Source organism: Paracoccus sanguinis, from assembly GCF_900106665.1.
Classification (GTDB): Bacteria; Pseudomonadota; Alphaproteobacteria; order Rhodobacterales; family Rhodobacteraceae; genus Paracoccus; species Paracoccus panacisoli.
This window is the reverse complement of record NZ_FNNA01000002.1, coordinates 378111-394659: the sequence shown is the minus strand read 5'-3', so window position 1 is coordinate 394659 and position 16549 is coordinate 378111. Positions and strand designations below refer to the sequence as shown.

General features: G+C 72.7%; 16 protein-coding genes. 13 read left to right on the top strand and 3 right to left on the bottom strand.

Annotated features, from left to right (window positions below; translation table 11 throughout):
* Positions 1-22 precede the first annotated feature (22 nt).
* The 5 genes from rapZ (at position 23) to BLW17_RS08390 (ending at position 2807) form a co-directional block, all read left to right on the top strand.
* Positions 23-925 (top strand): RNase adapter RapZ, encoded by a 903-nt coding sequence (rapZ, locus tag BLW17_RS08410; protein ID WP_052176390.1) that lies wholly within the window; start codon positions 23-25, stop codon positions 923-925.
* Positions 926-967: 42 nt separating this feature from the next.
* Positions 968-1396 carry a PTS sugar transporter subunit IIA gene (locus BLW17_RS08405; protein WP_036733679.1) on the top strand — a complete coding sequence of 143 codons (429 nt, stop codon included), beginning with the start codon at positions 968-970 and terminating at the stop codon, positions 1394-1396.
* Positions 1393-1668: an HPr family phosphocarrier protein gene (locus BLW17_RS08400; RefSeq protein WP_081962548.1), complete on the top strand. Its 276-nt coding sequence runs from the start codon at positions 1393-1395 to the stop codon at positions 1666-1668. Before BLW17_RS08405 ends, BLW17_RS08400 begins: the two co-directional genes overlap by 4 nt.
* Before the next feature lie 11 nt (positions 1669-1679).
* Positions 1680-2291, top strand: a complete 612-nt coding sequence (locus tag BLW17_RS08395; RefSeq protein ID WP_036733682.1) for a TetR/AcrR family transcriptional regulator — start codon at positions 1680-1682, stop codon at positions 2289-2291.
* A gap of 102 nt (positions 2292-2393) precedes the next feature.
* Positions 2394-2807, top strand: a complete 414-nt coding sequence (locus BLW17_RS08390) for a DUF2852 domain-containing protein (RefSeq protein WP_074826421.1) — start codon at positions 2394-2396, stop codon at positions 2805-2807.
* Between the two features lie 48 nt (positions 2808-2855).
* Here the strand turns inward: BLW17_RS08390 and BLW17_RS08385 are convergent, their stop codons facing one another.
* Entirely contained in the window at positions 2856-4223 is a 1368-nt protein-coding gene (locus BLW17_RS08385) for a glutamate--cysteine ligase (protein WP_036733683.1), read from the bottom strand.
* A 246-nt stretch (positions 4224-4469) separates the two neighbouring features.
* On the opposite strand from BLW17_RS08385, the gene BLW17_RS08380 reads away from it, so the two are divergent.
* The 5 genes from BLW17_RS08380 (at position 4470) to pgi (ending at position 10115) form a co-directional block, all read left to right on the top strand.
* The gene (locus BLW17_RS08380) at positions 4470-5669 is read left to right on the top strand and encodes an RSP_2647 family RNA methyltransferase (protein WP_036733685.1); all 1200 of its coding nucleotides are present in this window, start codon (positions 4470-4472) and stop codon (positions 5667-5669) included.
* 4 nt (positions 5670-5673) lie between these two features.
* Entirely contained in the window at positions 5674-6219 is a 546-nt protein-coding gene (locus BLW17_RS08375; RefSeq protein ID WP_036733687.1) for an RSP_2648 family PIN domain-containing protein, read from the top strand.
* A gap of 119 nt (positions 6220-6338) precedes the next feature.
* Positions 6339-7790 carry a glucose-6-phosphate dehydrogenase gene (zwf, locus tag BLW17_RS08370; protein ID WP_036707787.1) on the top strand — a complete coding sequence of 484 codons (1452 nt, stop codon included), beginning with the start codon at positions 6339-6341 and terminating at the stop codon, positions 7788-7790.
* A gap of 15 nt (positions 7791-7805) precedes the next feature.
* Positions 7806-8477: a 6-phosphogluconolactonase gene (pgl, locus tag BLW17_RS08365; RefSeq protein ID WP_036733689.1), complete on the top strand. Its 672-nt coding sequence runs from the start codon at positions 7806-7808 to the stop codon at positions 8475-8477.
* A 30-nt stretch (positions 8478-8507) separates the two neighbouring features.
* The gene (pgi, locus tag BLW17_RS08360) at positions 8508-10115 is read left to right on the top strand and encodes a glucose-6-phosphate isomerase (protein WP_036733691.1); all 1608 of its coding nucleotides are present in this window, start codon (positions 8508-8510) and stop codon (positions 10113-10115) included.
* A gap of 147 nt (positions 10116-10262) precedes the next feature.
* Here pgi and BLW17_RS08355 read toward each other — a convergent pair whose 3' ends face one another.
* Positions 10263-11282, bottom strand: coding sequence for an alpha/beta hydrolase (locus BLW17_RS08355; protein ID WP_280141327.1), 1020 nt, complete (start codon positions 11280-11282; stop codon positions 10263-10265).
* Between the two features lie 549 nt (positions 11283-11831).
* Positions 11832-12116, bottom strand: coding sequence for an SCP2 sterol-binding domain-containing protein (locus BLW17_RS08350; protein WP_036712346.1), 285 nt, complete (start codon positions 12114-12116; stop codon positions 11832-11834).
* Between the two features lie 54 nt (positions 12117-12170).
* Between BLW17_RS08350 and BLW17_RS08345 the strand changes: the two genes are divergently transcribed.
* From BLW17_RS08345 to BLW17_RS08335, 3 genes are read left to right on the top strand one after another with little or no spacing between them, the layout of a single operon-like run.
* Positions 12171-12776: a tetratricopeptide repeat protein gene (locus BLW17_RS08345; RefSeq protein WP_231565768.1), complete on the top strand. Its 606-nt coding sequence runs from the start codon at positions 12171-12173 to the stop codon at positions 12774-12776.
* A gap of 3 nt (positions 12777-12779) precedes the next feature.
* Positions 12780-16016, top strand: coding sequence for a helicase-related protein (locus BLW17_RS08340; protein WP_036736357.1), 3237 nt, complete (start codon positions 12780-12782; stop codon positions 16014-16016).
* Between the two features lie 58 nt (positions 16017-16074).
* A complete protein-coding gene (locus BLW17_RS08335; protein ID WP_081969260.1) occupies positions 16075-16446 on the top strand; it encodes an RNA-binding S4 domain-containing protein in 372 nt (123 codons plus the stop codon).
* Positions 16447-16549 lie beyond the last annotated feature (103 nt).

Sequence of the window (16549 nt, the reverse complement as noted above, 5' to 3'; positions counted from 1 at the left end):
CCCCGAACCGGGGGCCCAGCGGCTGGTGCTGGTGACGGGGCCTTCGGGTGCGGGGCGCTCGACGGCGATCAACGTGCTCGAGGATCTGGGGTTCGAGGCGATCGACAACCTGCCGCTGTCGCTGATCCCGCGGCTGCTCGACGGCCCGCCGCGGCCCGCGCCGCTGGCGCTGGGGCTCGACGTCCGCAACCGCGACTTCTCGGCCTCGAACGTGATCGAGCTGATCGATTCGCTGACCCGCAACCCGAGGTTCGCGCCCGAGGTGCTGTATCTCGACAGCGCCACCGACACGCTGGTGCGCCGCTACGCCGAGACCCGGCGGCGCCACCCGCTGGCCGCCGACGGCTCGCCCACCGACGCCATCACCGCCGAGCGCGACCTGCTGACGCCGATCCGGGTCAGGGCGGACGTGCTGCTCGACACCTCGGATTTCACCCCGCACGACCTGCGCGGCGAGCTCGCGCGGCTCTTCGACCTGTCCGACAGCGGGCGGATGTCCGTTTCGATCCAGAGCTTCAGCTACAAGCGCGGGGTGCCGCGCGGGCTCGACATGATGTTCGACTGCCGCTTCCTCGCCAACCCGCACTGGGTCGAGGGGCTGCGCGCGCAGGACGGCCGGGCGCCCGCGGTGCAGGCCCACGTCACTGGCGACCCGCGCTACCCCGAGTTCTTCGAGCGGGTGCGCGACCTGATCCTGTTCCTGCTGCCGGCCCAGGTGGCCGAGGGCAAGGCGCATCTGGCGATCGGCTTCGGCTGCACCGGCGGGCAACACCGTTCCGTCACATTGGCCGAACGGATGGCCGACTCGCTTGCAGAGCAGGGGTGGCAGGTGTCAAAACGGCATCGGGAACTGGAACGGCGCGAGGCGCAGCCGCGTTCCGCCGAACCCGCTCCGGCGCGCGCGCCGGCCGAGGGATCGGCATGAGACGCAGGCGTGAGGTGCAGATCGGCCGATGGTGGATGTGATTTGATCGGTATCGTGATCGTGGCGCATGGCGGGCTGGCGCGGGAATACCTGGCCGCCGTGGAACACGTTGTGGGCCCGCAGGGCGGCATCCGCGCCGTCACCATCGAGGAAGACCACGACAGGGTCGCCAAGCAGATGGAAATCGCCCGCGCCGCCGATGAGGTGGACAGCGGCGACGGTGTCGTGATCGTCACCGACCTGTTCGGCGGCTCGCCCTCGAACCTGTCGATGCCGGCCTGCGTCGCGGGCAAGCGGCGCATCCTCTACGGCGCCAACCTGCCGATGTTGGTGAAGCTCGCCAAGCTGCGCCACCTCGACGTGGGTACCGCGGCCGAGGCCGCGGCCGAGGCCGGGCGCAAGTACATCGACTGCTACAGCCCGCAGGACCCGGCCGCCCAGGCCCCGCCGCCGTGCCGGGCCGTGTCGTGACCGAGCTGACGCGCGAGCTGCGCATCATCAACGAAAAGGGCCTGCACGCCCGCGCCTCGGCCAAGTTCGTCGAGACGGTGGAACGCTTCGACGCCCGCGCGATGGTGGAAAAGGACGGCGAGCTGGTGGCGGGCAACTCGATCATGGGCCTGCTGATGCTGGTCGCCCCGCGCGGCAGCGCCATCACCGTGACCACCTCCGGCCCCGAGGCCGCGCCCCTGATGGAGGCGCTGGCGGCGCTGGTCGGCAACTACTTCGGCGAAGGCCGCTAAGGCCGCGCCGCGTGGCCCGCGACAGCTATCACCATGGCAACCTGCGGCAGGCGCTGGTCGAGGCGACCGTGCGCCTGATCGAGGACCGCGGCCCGATGGGCTTCACCCTGGCCGAGGCCGCCCGCCAGGCCGGGGTCAGCGCCGCCGCCCCCTATCGCCACTTCACCGGCCGCGAGCAGCTGATCGAGGAGGTCGCGCGGCAGGGTTTCCTCGAGTTCGCCGACCGCCTCGCCGCGGCCTTCGGGGACGGGCGGCCCTCGCCGCTGTCGGCCTTCCTGCGGATGGGCGACGCCTATCTGCGCTTCGCGGCCGAAAAGCCCGGCTACTACATGGCGATGTTCGAGGCCGGCCTGTCGATCGCCGGCAATGCCGAGCTGGCCGCCGCCGCCGACCGCGCCGAGGACGCGCTGACCCACGCCGCCGCGGCGATGTTCCAGCGCTTGGCCCCCGAGCGCCGCCCGCCGCCGTCGATGGTCGCCAACCACATCTGGGCGCTGTCGCACGGGGTGGTCGAGCTTTTCGGCCGCGGCCGCCCCGGCGCCCGCTCTCCCGTCTCGGCGGCCGAGATGCTCGAGTCGGGCGTGCTGATCTACCTGCGCGGCCTCGGCGTCATCCCGGACTGAGCGCGCCCCAAAATAATTTCGCGCCCGGCCATTGATGCGCGCTTTCGCCCTCCCATCTGTGTTAATGTGATTAACATTCACATCCATCGCATGGAGCGCCCGATGTCCTACCCTTACGCCCCTTCGCCTGCCGCGCTGCCCGCGCCGCAGCCGGGCTTCTCGCTGACCCGACCGCTGATCCGCATCCGCGACTGGCTGGACGACCACGGCAAGCCGGCCTGGATCGCGGCGGTTATCGCGGGCTTCGTCCTCGCCTGGCCCGTCGGCCTCGCCCTTCTCGGTTACATGATCTGGAGCAACCGTATGTTCGCCTGCCGCCACCGCCCTGCCGCGCGCAGCTTCCGCGCCGACCCGGCCCGCCCGACCGGCAACGCCGCCTTCGACGCCTACCGGGCCGAAACGCTGAAGCGGCTCGAGGATGAGCACGCGGCCTTCCTCGACTTCCTCGCCAAGCTGCGCGAGGCCAAGGACAAGGCCGAGTTCGACCAGTTCATGAAGGACCGCTCCGCCGCCTGACGGGCCGGCGCCTGATGCGGAAACGGGGGGCGGGCGACCGCCCCCTTTTCAATAGGCGGTGGCGGCGTAGATGCGGGTCAGGTCGCCCTGCCACTCGCCGTGATAGGCGGCCAGCAGATCGTCGGCGCCCGTTATCCCCCGCTCGACCCGGTCGCGCAGCACCGCGAGATGCGCGACCTCGTCCGGCGCGCCCTCCGCCGAGGGCCGGGCGCGCGCGGCGAGCCCCGCCTCGGCCAGCGCCAGCACCTCGCGGGCGAGGTCGTTCAGCCGCAGCCCGTCATGCTCACCCGCCAGCCCGTCGCGGGCGGCGGCGCGACGCAGCCCCTCGCGCGTCTCGTGGGTCCAGCCGCGGGTCAGCTCGGTCGCCCCGTCCAGCGCAGCCTGGTCGTAGCACAGGCCCACCCACAGCGCCGGCAGCGCGCAGAGATGGCTCAGCGGCCCGCAATCGGCGCCCCGCATCTCGATGTATTTCTTCACCCGCGCCTCGGGGAAGACGGTGGTCATGTGATCCGCCCAGTCCGACAGCGTCGGCAGCTCGCCCGGCAGCGCCGGCAGCCGGCCTTCCATGAAGTCGCGGAACGACATCCCCAGCGCGTCGATGTAGCGCCCGTCGCGGTAGACGAAATACATCGGCACATCAAGGACATACTCGACCCAGGCCTCGTAGCCGAAGCCGTCCTCGAAGACGAAGGGCAGCATCCCCGTCCGCGCCGCGTCCAGGTTCTGCCAGATGTGGCTGCGCCAGGACTTCATCCCGTTCGGACGCCCGTCGAGGAAGGGCGAGTTCGCAAACAGCGCCGTGGCGAAGGGTTGCAGCGCCAGCGCCACCCGCAGCTTCTGGACCATGTCGGCCTCGGACGCGAAGTCGAGGTTCACCTGCACGGTCGAGGTCCGGTACATCATCTGCGTGCCGAGCGTCCCCACCTTCTGCATGTAGGGGGTCATCAGCGCATAGCGGCCCTTGGGCATCATCGGCATCTGGTCCTGCCGCCAGATCGGCGCGGCGCCGATCCCCATGAAGCCCGCGTTCATCGGCTCGGCGATCTCGGCCACCTCGGCCAGATGCTGCACGGTCTCGGCGCAGGTCTCGTGGATCGTCTCGACCGGCGCGCCCGACAGCTCGAACTGCCCGCCCGGCTCAAGGCTCACGTTGGCGCCCTCGCGCGACAGGCCGATCAGCTTGCCGCCCTCGCGCACCTCAGCCCAGCCGAAGCGGTCGCGCATCCCCTCGAGCATGGCGCGGATCGAGCGCTCGCCGTCATAGGGCAGCGGCTCGAGCGTATCCCAGAGGAAGCCGAACTTCTCGTGCTCGGTGCCGATCCGCCAGGCCTCGCGCGGCTTCTCGCCCGAGGCGATATAGGCGGCAAGCTGGTCGCGCCGCTCGATCGGGCCGCCGCCCTGCTGGGGAATGGACATCGGGGGCCTCGCACTCGTTGCCGGCGAGAGGTGGCGTGCCGCCTGCCCATAGTCAAGCCGTGACCTCACGCGTCTGCGACCTGTCGCCGGCCCACAGCCGCACCGCACCCCACCTCGGGCTGGACCCAAATATCCCCGCCGGAGGCACCGGCCGGCAGGCCGGTCCGCTGCGCGCCGGCCTCGGTCCCGGTTGCGACCCGCGCCAAGGATATGCGAGGAGCAGCCTGACCCCGACACGAGGCTGACATGACCGACGAGACCCTGCCCACCGTCCGGCTGCGGCCCAAGGCCAACGCGCGGGCCATCCGCCACGGCTTCCCCTGGGTCTATGCCGACGAGCTGGTGACCGACCGCCGCACCAAGGCGCTGGCGCCGGGCAGCCTCGTCCGGCTCGAGGATGCCGAGCGGGCGCCGCTCGGGGTGGCGACCGTCAACCCGAACTCGAAGATCATCGCCCGGATGCTCGACGCTGACCCTGGGGCGGTGATCGACCGCGGCTGGCTGGCCGCGCGGCTCGCCCGGGCGCTGGCACTGCGCGAGACGCTGTTCGACGCCCCCTTCTACCGCCTCGTTCATGCCGAGGCCGACGGCCTGCCCGGCGTGGTCATCGACCGCTTCGGCGACGCTGCGGTGATCCAGCCCAACGCCGCCTGGGCCGACCGGCTCTTGCCCGACCTCGCCGCCGCGCTGGCCGAGGTCACCGGCGTCACCCGCATCGTGATGAACGGCTCGGGCCGCGCCCGCGGGCTCGAGGGGCTGGCCGAGCGGACTGAGGTCATCGCCGGCGCCATCGACGCGCCCGTCGAGGTGCCGATGAACGGCGCGATCTACCTCGCCGACCTGACCGGCGGGCAGAAGACCGGGCTCTTCTACGACCAGCGCCCCAACCACGCCTTCGCCCAGCGGCTCGCGCGCGGCGGGCGAGTGCTCGACGTGTTCTCGCACGTCGGCGGCTTCGGCCTCGCCGCGCTCGCGGGCGGCGCGGAAAGCGCCACCTGCGTCGACGGCTCGGCCGCGGCGCTGGCGCTCGCGCAGGGCGGCGCCCGCGCGATGGGGGCCGAGGGGCGGCTCACCACCCGGCAGGGCGACGCCTTCGCGGTGATGGAGGCGCTGGCCGCCGAGGGCGCCCGCTTCGACGTGGTGATCTGCGACCCCCCCGCCTTCGCGCCCTCGAAACAGGCGCTCGAGGCGGGCTTGCGCGCCTATGAGCGCACCGCGCGCCTCGCCGCGCCGCTGGTCGCGCCGGGGGGCACTCTCGGCCTCTGCTCGTGCAGCCATGCCGCGACGCTCGACCTGTTCCGAAACGCCTCGGCCCGCGGGATCGGGCGGGGCGGGCGGCGGATGCAGCTCCTCCACACGGGCTTCGCCGGCCCCGACCACCCGATGCTGCCGCAACTCGCCGAAAGCGGCTATCTCAAGGCGCTGTTCTTCCGGCTCGACGGCTGAGCCGATGAAGGCCGTCCTCGACGCCTGCGTGCTCTACCCGACCGTCCTGCGCGAGATCCTGATCGGCGTGGCCGACGCCGGCCTCTACACCCCGGTCTGGTCGCCCCGCATCCTCGCCGAGTGGCGCCACGCCGCCGCCCGCCTCGGGGCCGACGCCGAGGCGGTGGCCGGGGCCGAGATCGCGCTTCTCACCCGCGCCCATGCGCAGGCGAGCGTTCCAGATGACGGAATGGCGGCGGAAGGGTTCGACTGGCCCGACCCCGCCGACCGCCACGTGGCCGAGGCGGCGCTGGCGGCCCACGCGCCTCTGATCGTCACCGCCAACCTGCGCGACTTTCCGCGCCGCGCGCTTTCGCCGCTGGGGCTCGCGGCCGAGCATCCCGACGCCTTCCTGCTTACCCTCTGGCGCCGCGACCCCGACCCCGTCGCGGCGGCCGTCCACGCGGCCCACGCCAAGGCGCAGGCGCTCGGCGGGCCGATGCCGCTGCGCGAGCTGATGGCGCGGGCCCGGCTGCCGCGGCTCGCCAAGGCGCTCGCCCGCGCCGACTGAGCACGCGGGCCCGCAAACACCCGCAACCCTCGCGCCAACCGACTATGCGTCGCCGCCCCCCGGGGGTTGCCCTGCGCCCGCCCCTCCCGTAGCCACGGGGGCAGGACAAGAGGAACCCCATGGTCTCGCGGCTCATCCAGGTCGACGACTTCGACCTCGTCATCTTCGGGGCGACCGGCGACCTCGCGCGCCGCAAGATCCTGCCCGGGCTGTTCCGCCGCCATGCCGCCGGCCAGTTCCCCGAAGCCGCACGCATCATCGGCGCGGCCCGGTCCGAGATGGACGACGCGGGGTTCCGCGCCGAAGTCCGCGCCGCCATCGCCGAGTTCGACCCGACCCGCGCCGACGCGCCCGAACTGCCCTCGTTCCTCGAGCGGCTGTCCTACGTCGCCATCGACGCCAAGGGCGACACCGGGTGGCAGGCGCTCGGCGCGCGGATGCGGCCGGGGGTGGTGCAGGCCTTCTATTTCTCGGTCGCGCCGTCGCTCTTCGGCGAGCTGGCCGAGCGGCTGGCCCGCTTCGGCATCGCCGGCCCGGATGCGCGGATCGTGGTGGAAAAGCCCTTCGGCCGCGACCTCGCCTCGGCCCGCGCGCTCAACGCCACGCTGGCGCGGCATTTCGACGAACGGCAGATCTACCGGATCGACCATTATCTCGGCAAGGAAACCGTCCAGAACCTGATGGCGGTGCGCTTCGCCAACATGCTGTTCGAGCCGCTGTGGAACGCGCATTACATCGACCACGTCCAGATCACCGTGGCCGAGACGGTGGGCGTGGCCGGCCGCGGCGCCTATTACGACCAGTCCGGCGCCATGCGCGACATGGTCCAGAACCACCTCATGCAGCTCGTCTGCCTGATCGCGATGGAGCCGCCCTACCACTTCGACCCCGACGCGGTGCGCGACGAAAAGCTCAAGGTCATTCGCGCGCTCGAGCCGGTCCCGCCCACCGACATCGTGCGCGGCCAGTATGCCGCAAGCGGCGAGACGCCCGGCTACCGGACCGACGCCGAGAACGAGGCGAGCCGCACCGAAAGCTTCGTCGCCCTCAAGCTCAGGATCGCCAACTGGCGCTGGCAGGGGGTGCCGTTCTACCTGCGCACCGGCAAGCGGCTGCGGGCCCGCACCTCGGAAATCTCGGTGGTGTTCCGCGAGCCCCCGCACTCGATCTTCGACGAGGCCGGCGATCCGCGCACCAACGAGCTCGTCATCCGGCTGCAACCGAACGAGGGCATGAACCTCAAGGTCAACATCAAGGAGCCGGGACCGGGCGGGATGCGCCTCGTGCAGGTGCCGCTGGACATGAGCTTCGCCGAGGCGCTGGGGGCCGAAGGCAAGGACATGCCCGACGCCTACGAGCGGCTGATCACCGACGTGATCCGCGGCAACCAGACGCTGTTCATGCGCGGCGACGAGGTCGAGGCGGCCTGGGCCTGGGCCGACCCCGTCATCGCCGCGTGGGAGGACGCGACGGCGCGTCCCGAACCCTACGACCCCGGCACCAGCGGCCCCGACGAGGCGTTGGGGCTGATGCACCGCGACGGGCGCCGCTGGCGCGAGATCAAGGCCTGAGGACGAGACCGGACCATGAAGCTGATCGAACATCCCGACCGCGAGGCGCTGACGCTGGCCGTGGCGCAGGACATCACCGACGCGCTGGGCATGGCGCTGAACACCTGCGAGCAGGCGGTGCTGTGCCTGCCCGGCGGCTCGACCCCGGTGCCGGTGTTCAAGGCGCTGTCGGCGGCGCGGCTCGACTGGGGCCGGGTGCTGGTGGTGCCGGGCGACGAGCGCTGGGTGCCGGGCGACCATCCGCGCTCGAACGCGCGGCTGATCCGCCGCAACCTGATCGACGAGGGCGCCGTGGCGGCCCGGCTGGTCGATCTCTACGACGAGGCGCTCGACCCCGAGGCGGGGGCCGCGGCGGCGGCCGAGCGGATCGCGCCGCTGCTGCCGCTGTCGGTGCTGCTTCTGGGGATGGGCGAGGACGGGCACACGGCGAGCCTGTTTCCCGGCGCCGAGGGGCTGGCCGCGGCGCTCGACCCCGCGGCACCGGCGGTGCTGCCGGTCCGCGCCGATGCGGCGGGCGAGCCGCGGGTGACGCTGACGCTGCCGGCGCTCGCCTCGGCGCCCGAGGCGTTCCTGATGATCACCGGGCCGGACAAGCGCGCCGCGCTCGAGCGGGTGGCGACCCTCACCCCCGAAGAGGCGCCGATCCGCGCCTTCTGGAAGGATCTCGTCGTCCACTGGGCCGAGTAGCCCCATCCATCCGCCCGCGGGGAAATTGCCATGACCGACCTCTGGACGCGGCTTGCCGCGCATCGCGCTGCAACCGGGAACCGCACCATCGCGGCGCTGTTCGAGGCCGACCCCGATCGGGCGGCGCGCTTCTCGACTGCGGCGGACGGGCTGCTCTTCGACTGGTCCAAGACGACGCTGGACGACGAGGCGGTGCGGCTGCTGCTCGCGCTGGCCGAGCCGGTGGCGGCGCGGCGCGCGGCAATGTTCGCGGGCGAAGCGATCAACGAGACCGAGGGCCGGGCGGTCCTGCACACCGCCCTGCGCGCCGGTGAGGGCGAGGTCCGCGTGGACGGCCATGACGTGATGCCCGAGGTCCGCGCGACGCTGGCGCGGATGCGCGACTTTGCCGAGGCCGTGCGGACCGGCCGGCTCAAGGGGCAGGGCGGGGCCTATACCGACGTGGTCAACATCGGCATCGGCGGGTCGGACCTCGGCCCGGTGATGGCCGCCCATGCGCTCGCGCCGTGGATGGACGGGCCGCGGCTGCATTTCGTCTCGAACGTGGACGGGGCGGATGCGACCGACACGCTCAAGGGGCTGGACCCGGCCCGGACGCTGGTGATCGTCGCCTCGAAGACCTTCACCACCATCGAGACGATGACCAACGCCGAGACGGTGCGGGCGTGGATGGCGGGGGCGGTCGCCGACCCGGCGGCGCAGTTCGCGGCCGTCTCGACCGCGCCCGACCGCACCGCGGCCTTCGGCATCCCGGCCGAGCGGGTGTTCGGCTTCGCCGACTGGGTGGGCGGGCGCTATTCGGTCTGGGGGCCGGTCGGGCTGGTGTTGATGCTGGGGATCGGGCCGGCGGCGTTCGATGATTTCCTCGCCGGCGGGCGGGCGATGGACGACCATTTCCGCACCGTGCCGCTGGAGCGGAACCTGCCGGTGATGCTGGCGCTGACCGGCCTCTGGCACCATCAGGTCTGCGGCTATCCGACCCGCGCCGTGCTGCCCTATGCCCAGCGGCTGCTGCGCCTGCCCGCCTATCTGCAGCAGCTCGAGATGGAATCGAACGGCAAGCGGGTGACGATGGACGGCGCCGACCTGCCGCGCGCCTCAGGGCCGGTGGTCTGGGGCGAGCCGGGGACGAACGGCCAGCATGCCTTCTACCAGCTCATCCATCAGGGCACCCAGATCGTGCCCTGCGAGTTCATCGTCGCGGCCCGCGGCGAGGAGCCGGCGCTCGACCATCACCAGCGGCTTCTGATCGCCAACTGCCTCGCCCAGAGCCGGGCGCTGATGCGCGGCCGGACGCTGGCCGAGGCGCGCGCGCGGATGGCGGCCAAGGGGCTGTCCGGGCCTGAGCTGGAACGGCAGGCGCGTCACCGGGTGTTTCCGGGCAACCGCCCCTCGACCACGCTGGTGATCCCGCGGCTGACGCCCTTCACGCTCGGGCAGATCGTGGCGCTTTACGAGCACCGGGTCTTCGTCGAGGGCGTGATCCTCGGGATCAACAGCTTCGACCAGTGGGGGGTGGAGCTGGGCAAGGAGTTGGCGCTCGAGCTGGCGCCGCTGCTCGAGGGCGCCGAGGTCGCGGGGCAGGACGGTTCGACCGCGGCGCTGGTCGCGGCGCTCAGGGCGCTGCGCGAGGGCTGAGCGGGGGCTGCACGCCTTATGCAGGGTTCGTGCATCGTTCGTGCGATGTTCATGCACGGTTCATGCGAACGCGCGCGACACCCGTCCTTGGGCTGGCGGCGCGGCCGGATGGGTCTTCGGGCCTGACAGAAACGGCGAGCGGAGCGGTCAGGCCTTGGCGAAGAGCGCCAGCACCTCGGCCATGAAGGCGTCGGCGATGGCGGGCGTCTCCATCAGCAGCTCGTGGTGGCCGTCGGGGTATTCGGCCAGCCGCGCCGCGGGCCAGCGGGCGGCGCGGTTGCGGATGGCCTGGGGCGAGACGACCTCTTCGCGCCCGCCGAGGCCGATCACGGCGGGGATCGCGGGCGAGGGCAGGGTGGCCAGCCGGCGGCACTCGGCCAGGCCCGCGCGCACCCAGTCATAGGTGGCGCCGCCGAGGGTGAGTTCGGGCCACGCCCCCGCCTCGGACACCAGCCGCGCCCATTCGGCGGCATTGCCGGTCAGCGCATTGCCGCGGAAGGGGGCGTCGAGGACGAAGGTGCCCTCGCCCCCGGTGCCGACCGCAGCCCGGCGGCCGCGGCCGAGCCGCCGGGCGGTCGCGGCGATGCCCATGACCACCGGCCCCGGCAGCGGCGCGTGGTGGATGCCCCACATCGGCGACGAAAAGGCGGCCGAGGCGACCGGCAGCCCCTCGGCCAGCGCGGCGAGGCCGATGGCGCCGCCCATCGAGTGGGCGAACAGGTGCCAGGGACACGGTAGCGCCAGCGCCTCGGCGGTGGCGACGAGGGCCGCGACGTCGATCTGATAGGATGAGAAATGGTCGATGTGGCCCGGCCGCGGGTCGGCGATGAGCCGGTCCGAAAGGCCTTGCCCGCGCCAGTCGATGCCGAGGACCGCAAGCCCCGCGGCGGTCAGGCGGCGGGCGGCGGGGGCGTATTTCTCGAGATACTCGGTGCGGCCCTGAAAGAGCAGCACGGTGGCGCGCGGCGTCCCCTCGGGGCGCCAGACGCCGAGGCGCAGGCGGATGCCGTCGCGGGCGGTGACGAAGAAGGCCTCGGCGGGGGCGAGGGGGTCGTGGGCGTGCTGGTGGAAGGGGGCGAGTTTGGCGCCGGGGGGCAGGTCGTGGCCGGCGGCGACCTTGGCTTGGGCGGCGGGGGAGGTCGGGCGAGGGTCGGTCTGGTGGCTCACGCGGGGTCCCCTGCGTTGGGTTGGGTGTGAAGGTGGGCGAGAGGGGGAGAGGTGGGTCCGGGGGCTGGCCGGAAGGTGGGATGGGCGAGACAGAACCGGGTAAATCGGAAGGACGTAGCCGTCTGCTGAGCAAGCGAGTCGAGCGGGCTTACGGTGGGTCGAAGCTTAGCCTGCGATTGGGGTGCGGGACGAGGGCCGGGTTGGGAAACCGTATCACGCGGTCGGCTCGAGATGACCACGACGGGAGCCGGAATGAGCGGTGAGGCGCCGCAAGACAACGCAGAGAACTTGAGAGCGGGAAGTTACATGCAGGCAGACGGCCCGTCGCGCTCAGGACAACTCACCAGGTCCGCGCTGTTGTGCGTTCGGAAGCCACAGCTTGCTCGGCGGGCAGATTCATCAAGCGGCCGGTTTCACCAAACTCGAGCGTAAGGCCGAACCGTCGCAACGACCCAACGCGCCCGTCGCCCGCGACGCCCAAGTGGAACCGCACCCACACGCCGCCCAAAAACCAAAGGCCGGGGCGCGAGGGCCCCGGCCCGGTGCGGGTCAGGAGAGCGCGGCGCCCAGCTTCATCGCGGTCGGCAGCGAGCCGTCGACCTTCAGCTTGCCGCTCATGTAGGCCATCGTCGGGTTGGTCGAGCCGTTCAGGATGCCCTCGAACGTGTCGCGGCTGGCGGTCAGGGTGACGTCGGCGTCCTCGTCCCCGGCGCGCACGCCAGATTCGTCGATCATGATCGCGCCCTCGCCCTCGACCACGAACTTGGCCGAGCCGTCGAACGAGGAAATCTTGCCCTGCAGGGCCTTCACGGCGCCCTCGATCACTGCACTCATCTCTTCACTCCCTCAAATCTGGCGCCGCGGCGCGGATGTGCTTACATGGTCCATATGCGCGCGCTTCCCCTTCAGTTCCAGTCTGCCGCCACGGCACTCCTCGGGCTGATGCTGGGCATTTTCATGACTGTCGCGCCGCTGGCGGCGGACGAGGCCCCCGCCGCACCGATCCCCGCCGCCCCGACCCCCGACATGGACGCGCTTTTTGCCGAGCTGGCCCAGCCCGAGGGGGACGGCTGGCTGCGCGCGCAGGCCGACATCGAGCGGGCGTGGTCGCAGTCGGGCTCGTCGGCGCTGGATTTCCTGCTGATGCGGGGCGAGGCGGCGCTGGACGCGGGCGAGCCCGTGACCGCCATCGGCCACCTGACCGCGCTGGTCGAGAACGCCCCCGACTTTGCCGCCGGCTGGGCGGCGCGCGGGGCGGCGATGTATTTAGCTGGGCAGGCGGGGCCGGCAATCGACGACCTCGCCCACGCGCTTCGCGCCGAGCCGCGGCACTGGCCGGCGCTGACGCTGCTCGGCACGATCTATGAGGAGATGGGCGACCGCGACCGCGCCCGGGCGGCCTTTGCCGCGAGCCTCGCCATCAATCCGCATCAGGAGGATGCCATGGACGGGCTTGCGCGTGTCTCGGCCGGGCCTGCGGGGCAGGACGCCTGACCCATGGCAGGACGCATCACGGCCGTGCTGGGGCCGACCAACACCGGCAAGACCCATTATGCGATCGAGCGGATGCTGGCGCACCGCACCGGCGTCATCGGCCTGCCGCTGCGGCTGCTGGCGCGCGAGGTCTATGACCGGATCGTCAAGGCGCGCGGCCCCTCGGTCGTGGCGCTGATCACCGGCGAGGAACGCATCGTCCCCGAGCGCGCCGCCTATTGGGTCGCCACCACCGAGGCGATGCCCGAGGTGCTGGCCGATTTCGTCGCCATCGACGAGATCCAGCTTTGCGCCGACCCCGAGCGGGGGCACGTCTTCACCGACCGGCTGCTGAACGCGCGCGGCCTGCACGAGACGCTCTTCCTCGGGTCCTCGACCATGCGCCCGGCCATCGCCGCGCTGGTCCCCGAGGCGCAGTTCATGCGCCGCGAGCGGTTCTCGACCCTCTCGTGGGCCGGGTCGAAGAAGCTGAGCCGGATGCCCGCGCGCTCGGCGATCGTCGGGTTCTCGGTCGATGACGTCTATGCCACGGCTGAGCTTCTGCGCCGGCTCAAGGGTGGGGCGGCGGTGGTGATGGGGGCGCTGTCGCCTAGGACGCGGAACGCGCAGGTGGCGATGTACCAGGCGGGCGAGGTCGACTACCTCGTCGCCACGGATGCCATCGGGATGGGGCTCAACCTCGACATCCGCCACGTCGCCTTCGAGGCCACGCACAAGTTCGACGGCCGCCGGATGCGGCCGCTCTTCCCGCACGAGCTGGGCCAGATCGCCGGCCGCGCCGGGCGGCACACCGAGCCGGGCACCTTCGGCGTCACGGGCGAGGCGCAGCCGCTGGACGAGGGGCTGATCGACGCCATCGAGAACCACCGCTTCCAGCCGATCAGCCGGCTGGTGTGGCGCAACTCGGCGCTCGAGTTCGGGACGGTGGACCGGCTGGTGCAGTCGCTCGAGCAGCCCTCGGGCAGCGAATGGCTGGGCCGCGGGCGCGAGGCGGACGACCTGCACGCGCTCAAGGCGCTGCGCGACCTGCCCGAGATCCGCGACCGGGTGACGCATCCGAAGGACGTGCGGCTGCTCTGGGACGTCTGCCGCATCCCCGATTTCCGCGGCATCTCGCCGGCCGAGCACCTGACGTTGCTTTCGCGCATCTTCGGCTTCCTGCAGGAGGGCGGGATCCCCGGCGACTGGCTCGCGCGCGCGGTGGGGCGGATCGACCGGACGGGCGGGGACATCGACGCGCTGTCCAAGCGGCTCGCCTATATCCGCACCTGGACCTATGTCGCCCAGCGGACCGGCTGGGTGCGGGACGAAGCCCATTGGCGGGGCGAGACCCGCGCGGTAGAAGACCGCCTGTCGGACGCGCTTCACGCCGCGCTGACGCAGCGATTCGTGGACCGGCGCACCTCGGTGCTGATGCGCCGGCTCAACCAGAAGGAGAGCCTGGTGGCCGAGGTGAACGACAAGGGCGAGGTGACGGTCGAGGGCGAATTCGCCGGCCGGCTGGACGGGTTCCGCTTCCGCGCCGATCCGGCGGCGGCGGGCGACGAGGCCCGGATGCTGACCCGCGCCGCCTATGAGGCGCTGCGCCCCGAGTTCCACCTGCGCGCCGACCGCTTCTACAACGCGCCCGACACCGAGCTCGACTTCACCGAGCAGGGCGGGCTGATGTGGGGCGGCACGGCGGTCGGCAAGCTGACGCGCGGGGCCGACCCGCTCAAGCCCGGCATCGACGTCTTCGTGGACGAGGACGCGGGCGAGGAGGTGGCCGAGAAGGTCCGCCGCCGGCTGCAGCACTTCATCGACCGCAAGATCGCCGCCGGGTTCGAGCCGCTGCTCGCCCTGCAGGCCGACGAGGCGCTGACCGGGCTGGCCCGCGGCGTCGGGTTCCGGCTGCTCGAGAGCTTCGGCATCCTGCCGCGCGAGCAGGTGGCGGGCGACATCAAGGCGCTGGACCAGGAGGCGCGCAGTCTTCTCAGGAAGCACGGCGTGCGGTTCGGGCAGTATACGATCTTCGTGCCCGCGGTGCTGAAACCCGCGCCGACGCGACTGCGGCTGGTGCTGGCCTCCCTCGCGCAGGGGCTCGACGAGTTCCCCGAGAGCCCGCCCCCCGGGCTGGTGACGATCCCGAACCTGCCCGACGTGCCGCGCGGCTATTACACGCTGTCGGGCTATCACCCGGCGGGTGAGCGGGCGATCCGCATCGATATGCTCGAGCGGCTGGCGGACCTGCTGCGCGGGCAGGACAGCCGCGGCGGGTTCGAGGCGAGCGCGGATATGCTCTCGATCACCGGCATGACGCTGGAGCAGTTCGCGGACCTGATGGGCGGGCTGGGCTACCGCGCCGAGAAGGCCGAGCGGCCCAAGGCGCGGGCGGCGGCGGTCGCACCGGTAGCGGCCGCGCCCGAGCCGGGGGCCGAGGGGGCTGCCGCGAGCCAGAACCCGATGACCGAAGAGGAAAGCGTCCTCGTCGCCGAGACCCGCGCCCGCTGGGATGCCGAGCAGGCCGAGAAGGCGCGGCTGGCGGCCGAGGCCGAGACGCGCGCGGCGGCCGAGGCGGAAGCCGCGGCGCAGGCCGAGGCGGCGCTGGCTGCGTCGGCGGGTGGCGAGGACGGGCCGGTGGCGACCGAAGGGCTGCCGGCGGACGCGGGCGATGCGGCGGCCGAGGCCGTGGCCTCCGAGTCCGGTGATGCTCAGCCGACCGGCGGGGCCGAGGGCGAGGCATCCGAGGAAGCATCCGACGCCGAGCCGGTCGAGACCGAGACCTATTACAGCTTCACCTGGGCGCCGCGCCCGCGCGGACCGCGCCGGGGCGAGGGCGACAGCCGCGGCCCGCGGCGGCCGCGGGGCGAGGGCGCTGCGGCGGCCGGCCCGGCCGAGGGCGGCGAGGCCCGCGGCGACCGCGGCCGGCGCTTCGGCGGCCCGCGCGAGGGGCAGCGCAGCGGCGGCGAGCCGGGTGCGGACGGCAAGCCCGCGCGCTTCGGCAAGGGCGGCGAGCGCGGCGGCAAGCCGCAGCGCCGCGATGGGGCGCGCACCGACGGGACCGAGGGGCAGGGCGGAAGCCGCGACGGTCAGCGTGACGGGCAGGGCAAGGGGTCGCGCAACGAGCGGCACGAGGGCAAGCGCCCGGATGGCAAGCGCCACGACGGGCCGCGCCACGACCAGCGCCCGCCGCGGGCCGAAAAGCCGATGGACCCCGACAGCCCGTTCGCCGTGCTGGCGGCGCTGAAGAACCGGACGTGACGGCAGGCCGCGGCGCGTTCCTTCTCGACATGGCCTTGTCCCGGGCGGGGGGCCGCTGATGTCGCGCCGGGCCGAGCGGGCGCGGCGCGAACTGGCGGCAGCCCCGCCCGCCGCGCTGGTCGAGACGATCCGGCTGGACCGTTGGCTCTGCCACGCGCGGGTGTTCAAGACGCGCAGCCTCGCCGCCGATCGGATCGCCGCGGGCGGCATCCGGGTGAACGGCGTCCCCTGCCGCAAGCCGGGGCAGGAGCTGCGGCCCGGCGACGTTGTGACCGCCGCCGTGCCGGGTGGGGTGCGCAGCCTCAGGATGCGGGCGCCCGGCGCACGGCGCGGACCGCCGGCCGAGGCGCGGCTGCTCTACGACGATCTCGATGCGCCTGCGGGGGACGGGGCGCCGGGCGCGCCCTGGCCCGACGAGGACGAGGATTGACGCCACGACACCGCGCGCGGCGCCTACGGCGGAGGCCTCGGGCGGGGGGCAGGGCGGTGAAGCGGGATTGAACCGGGCGCGGCGAAGGTCTAGGTGAAACCCC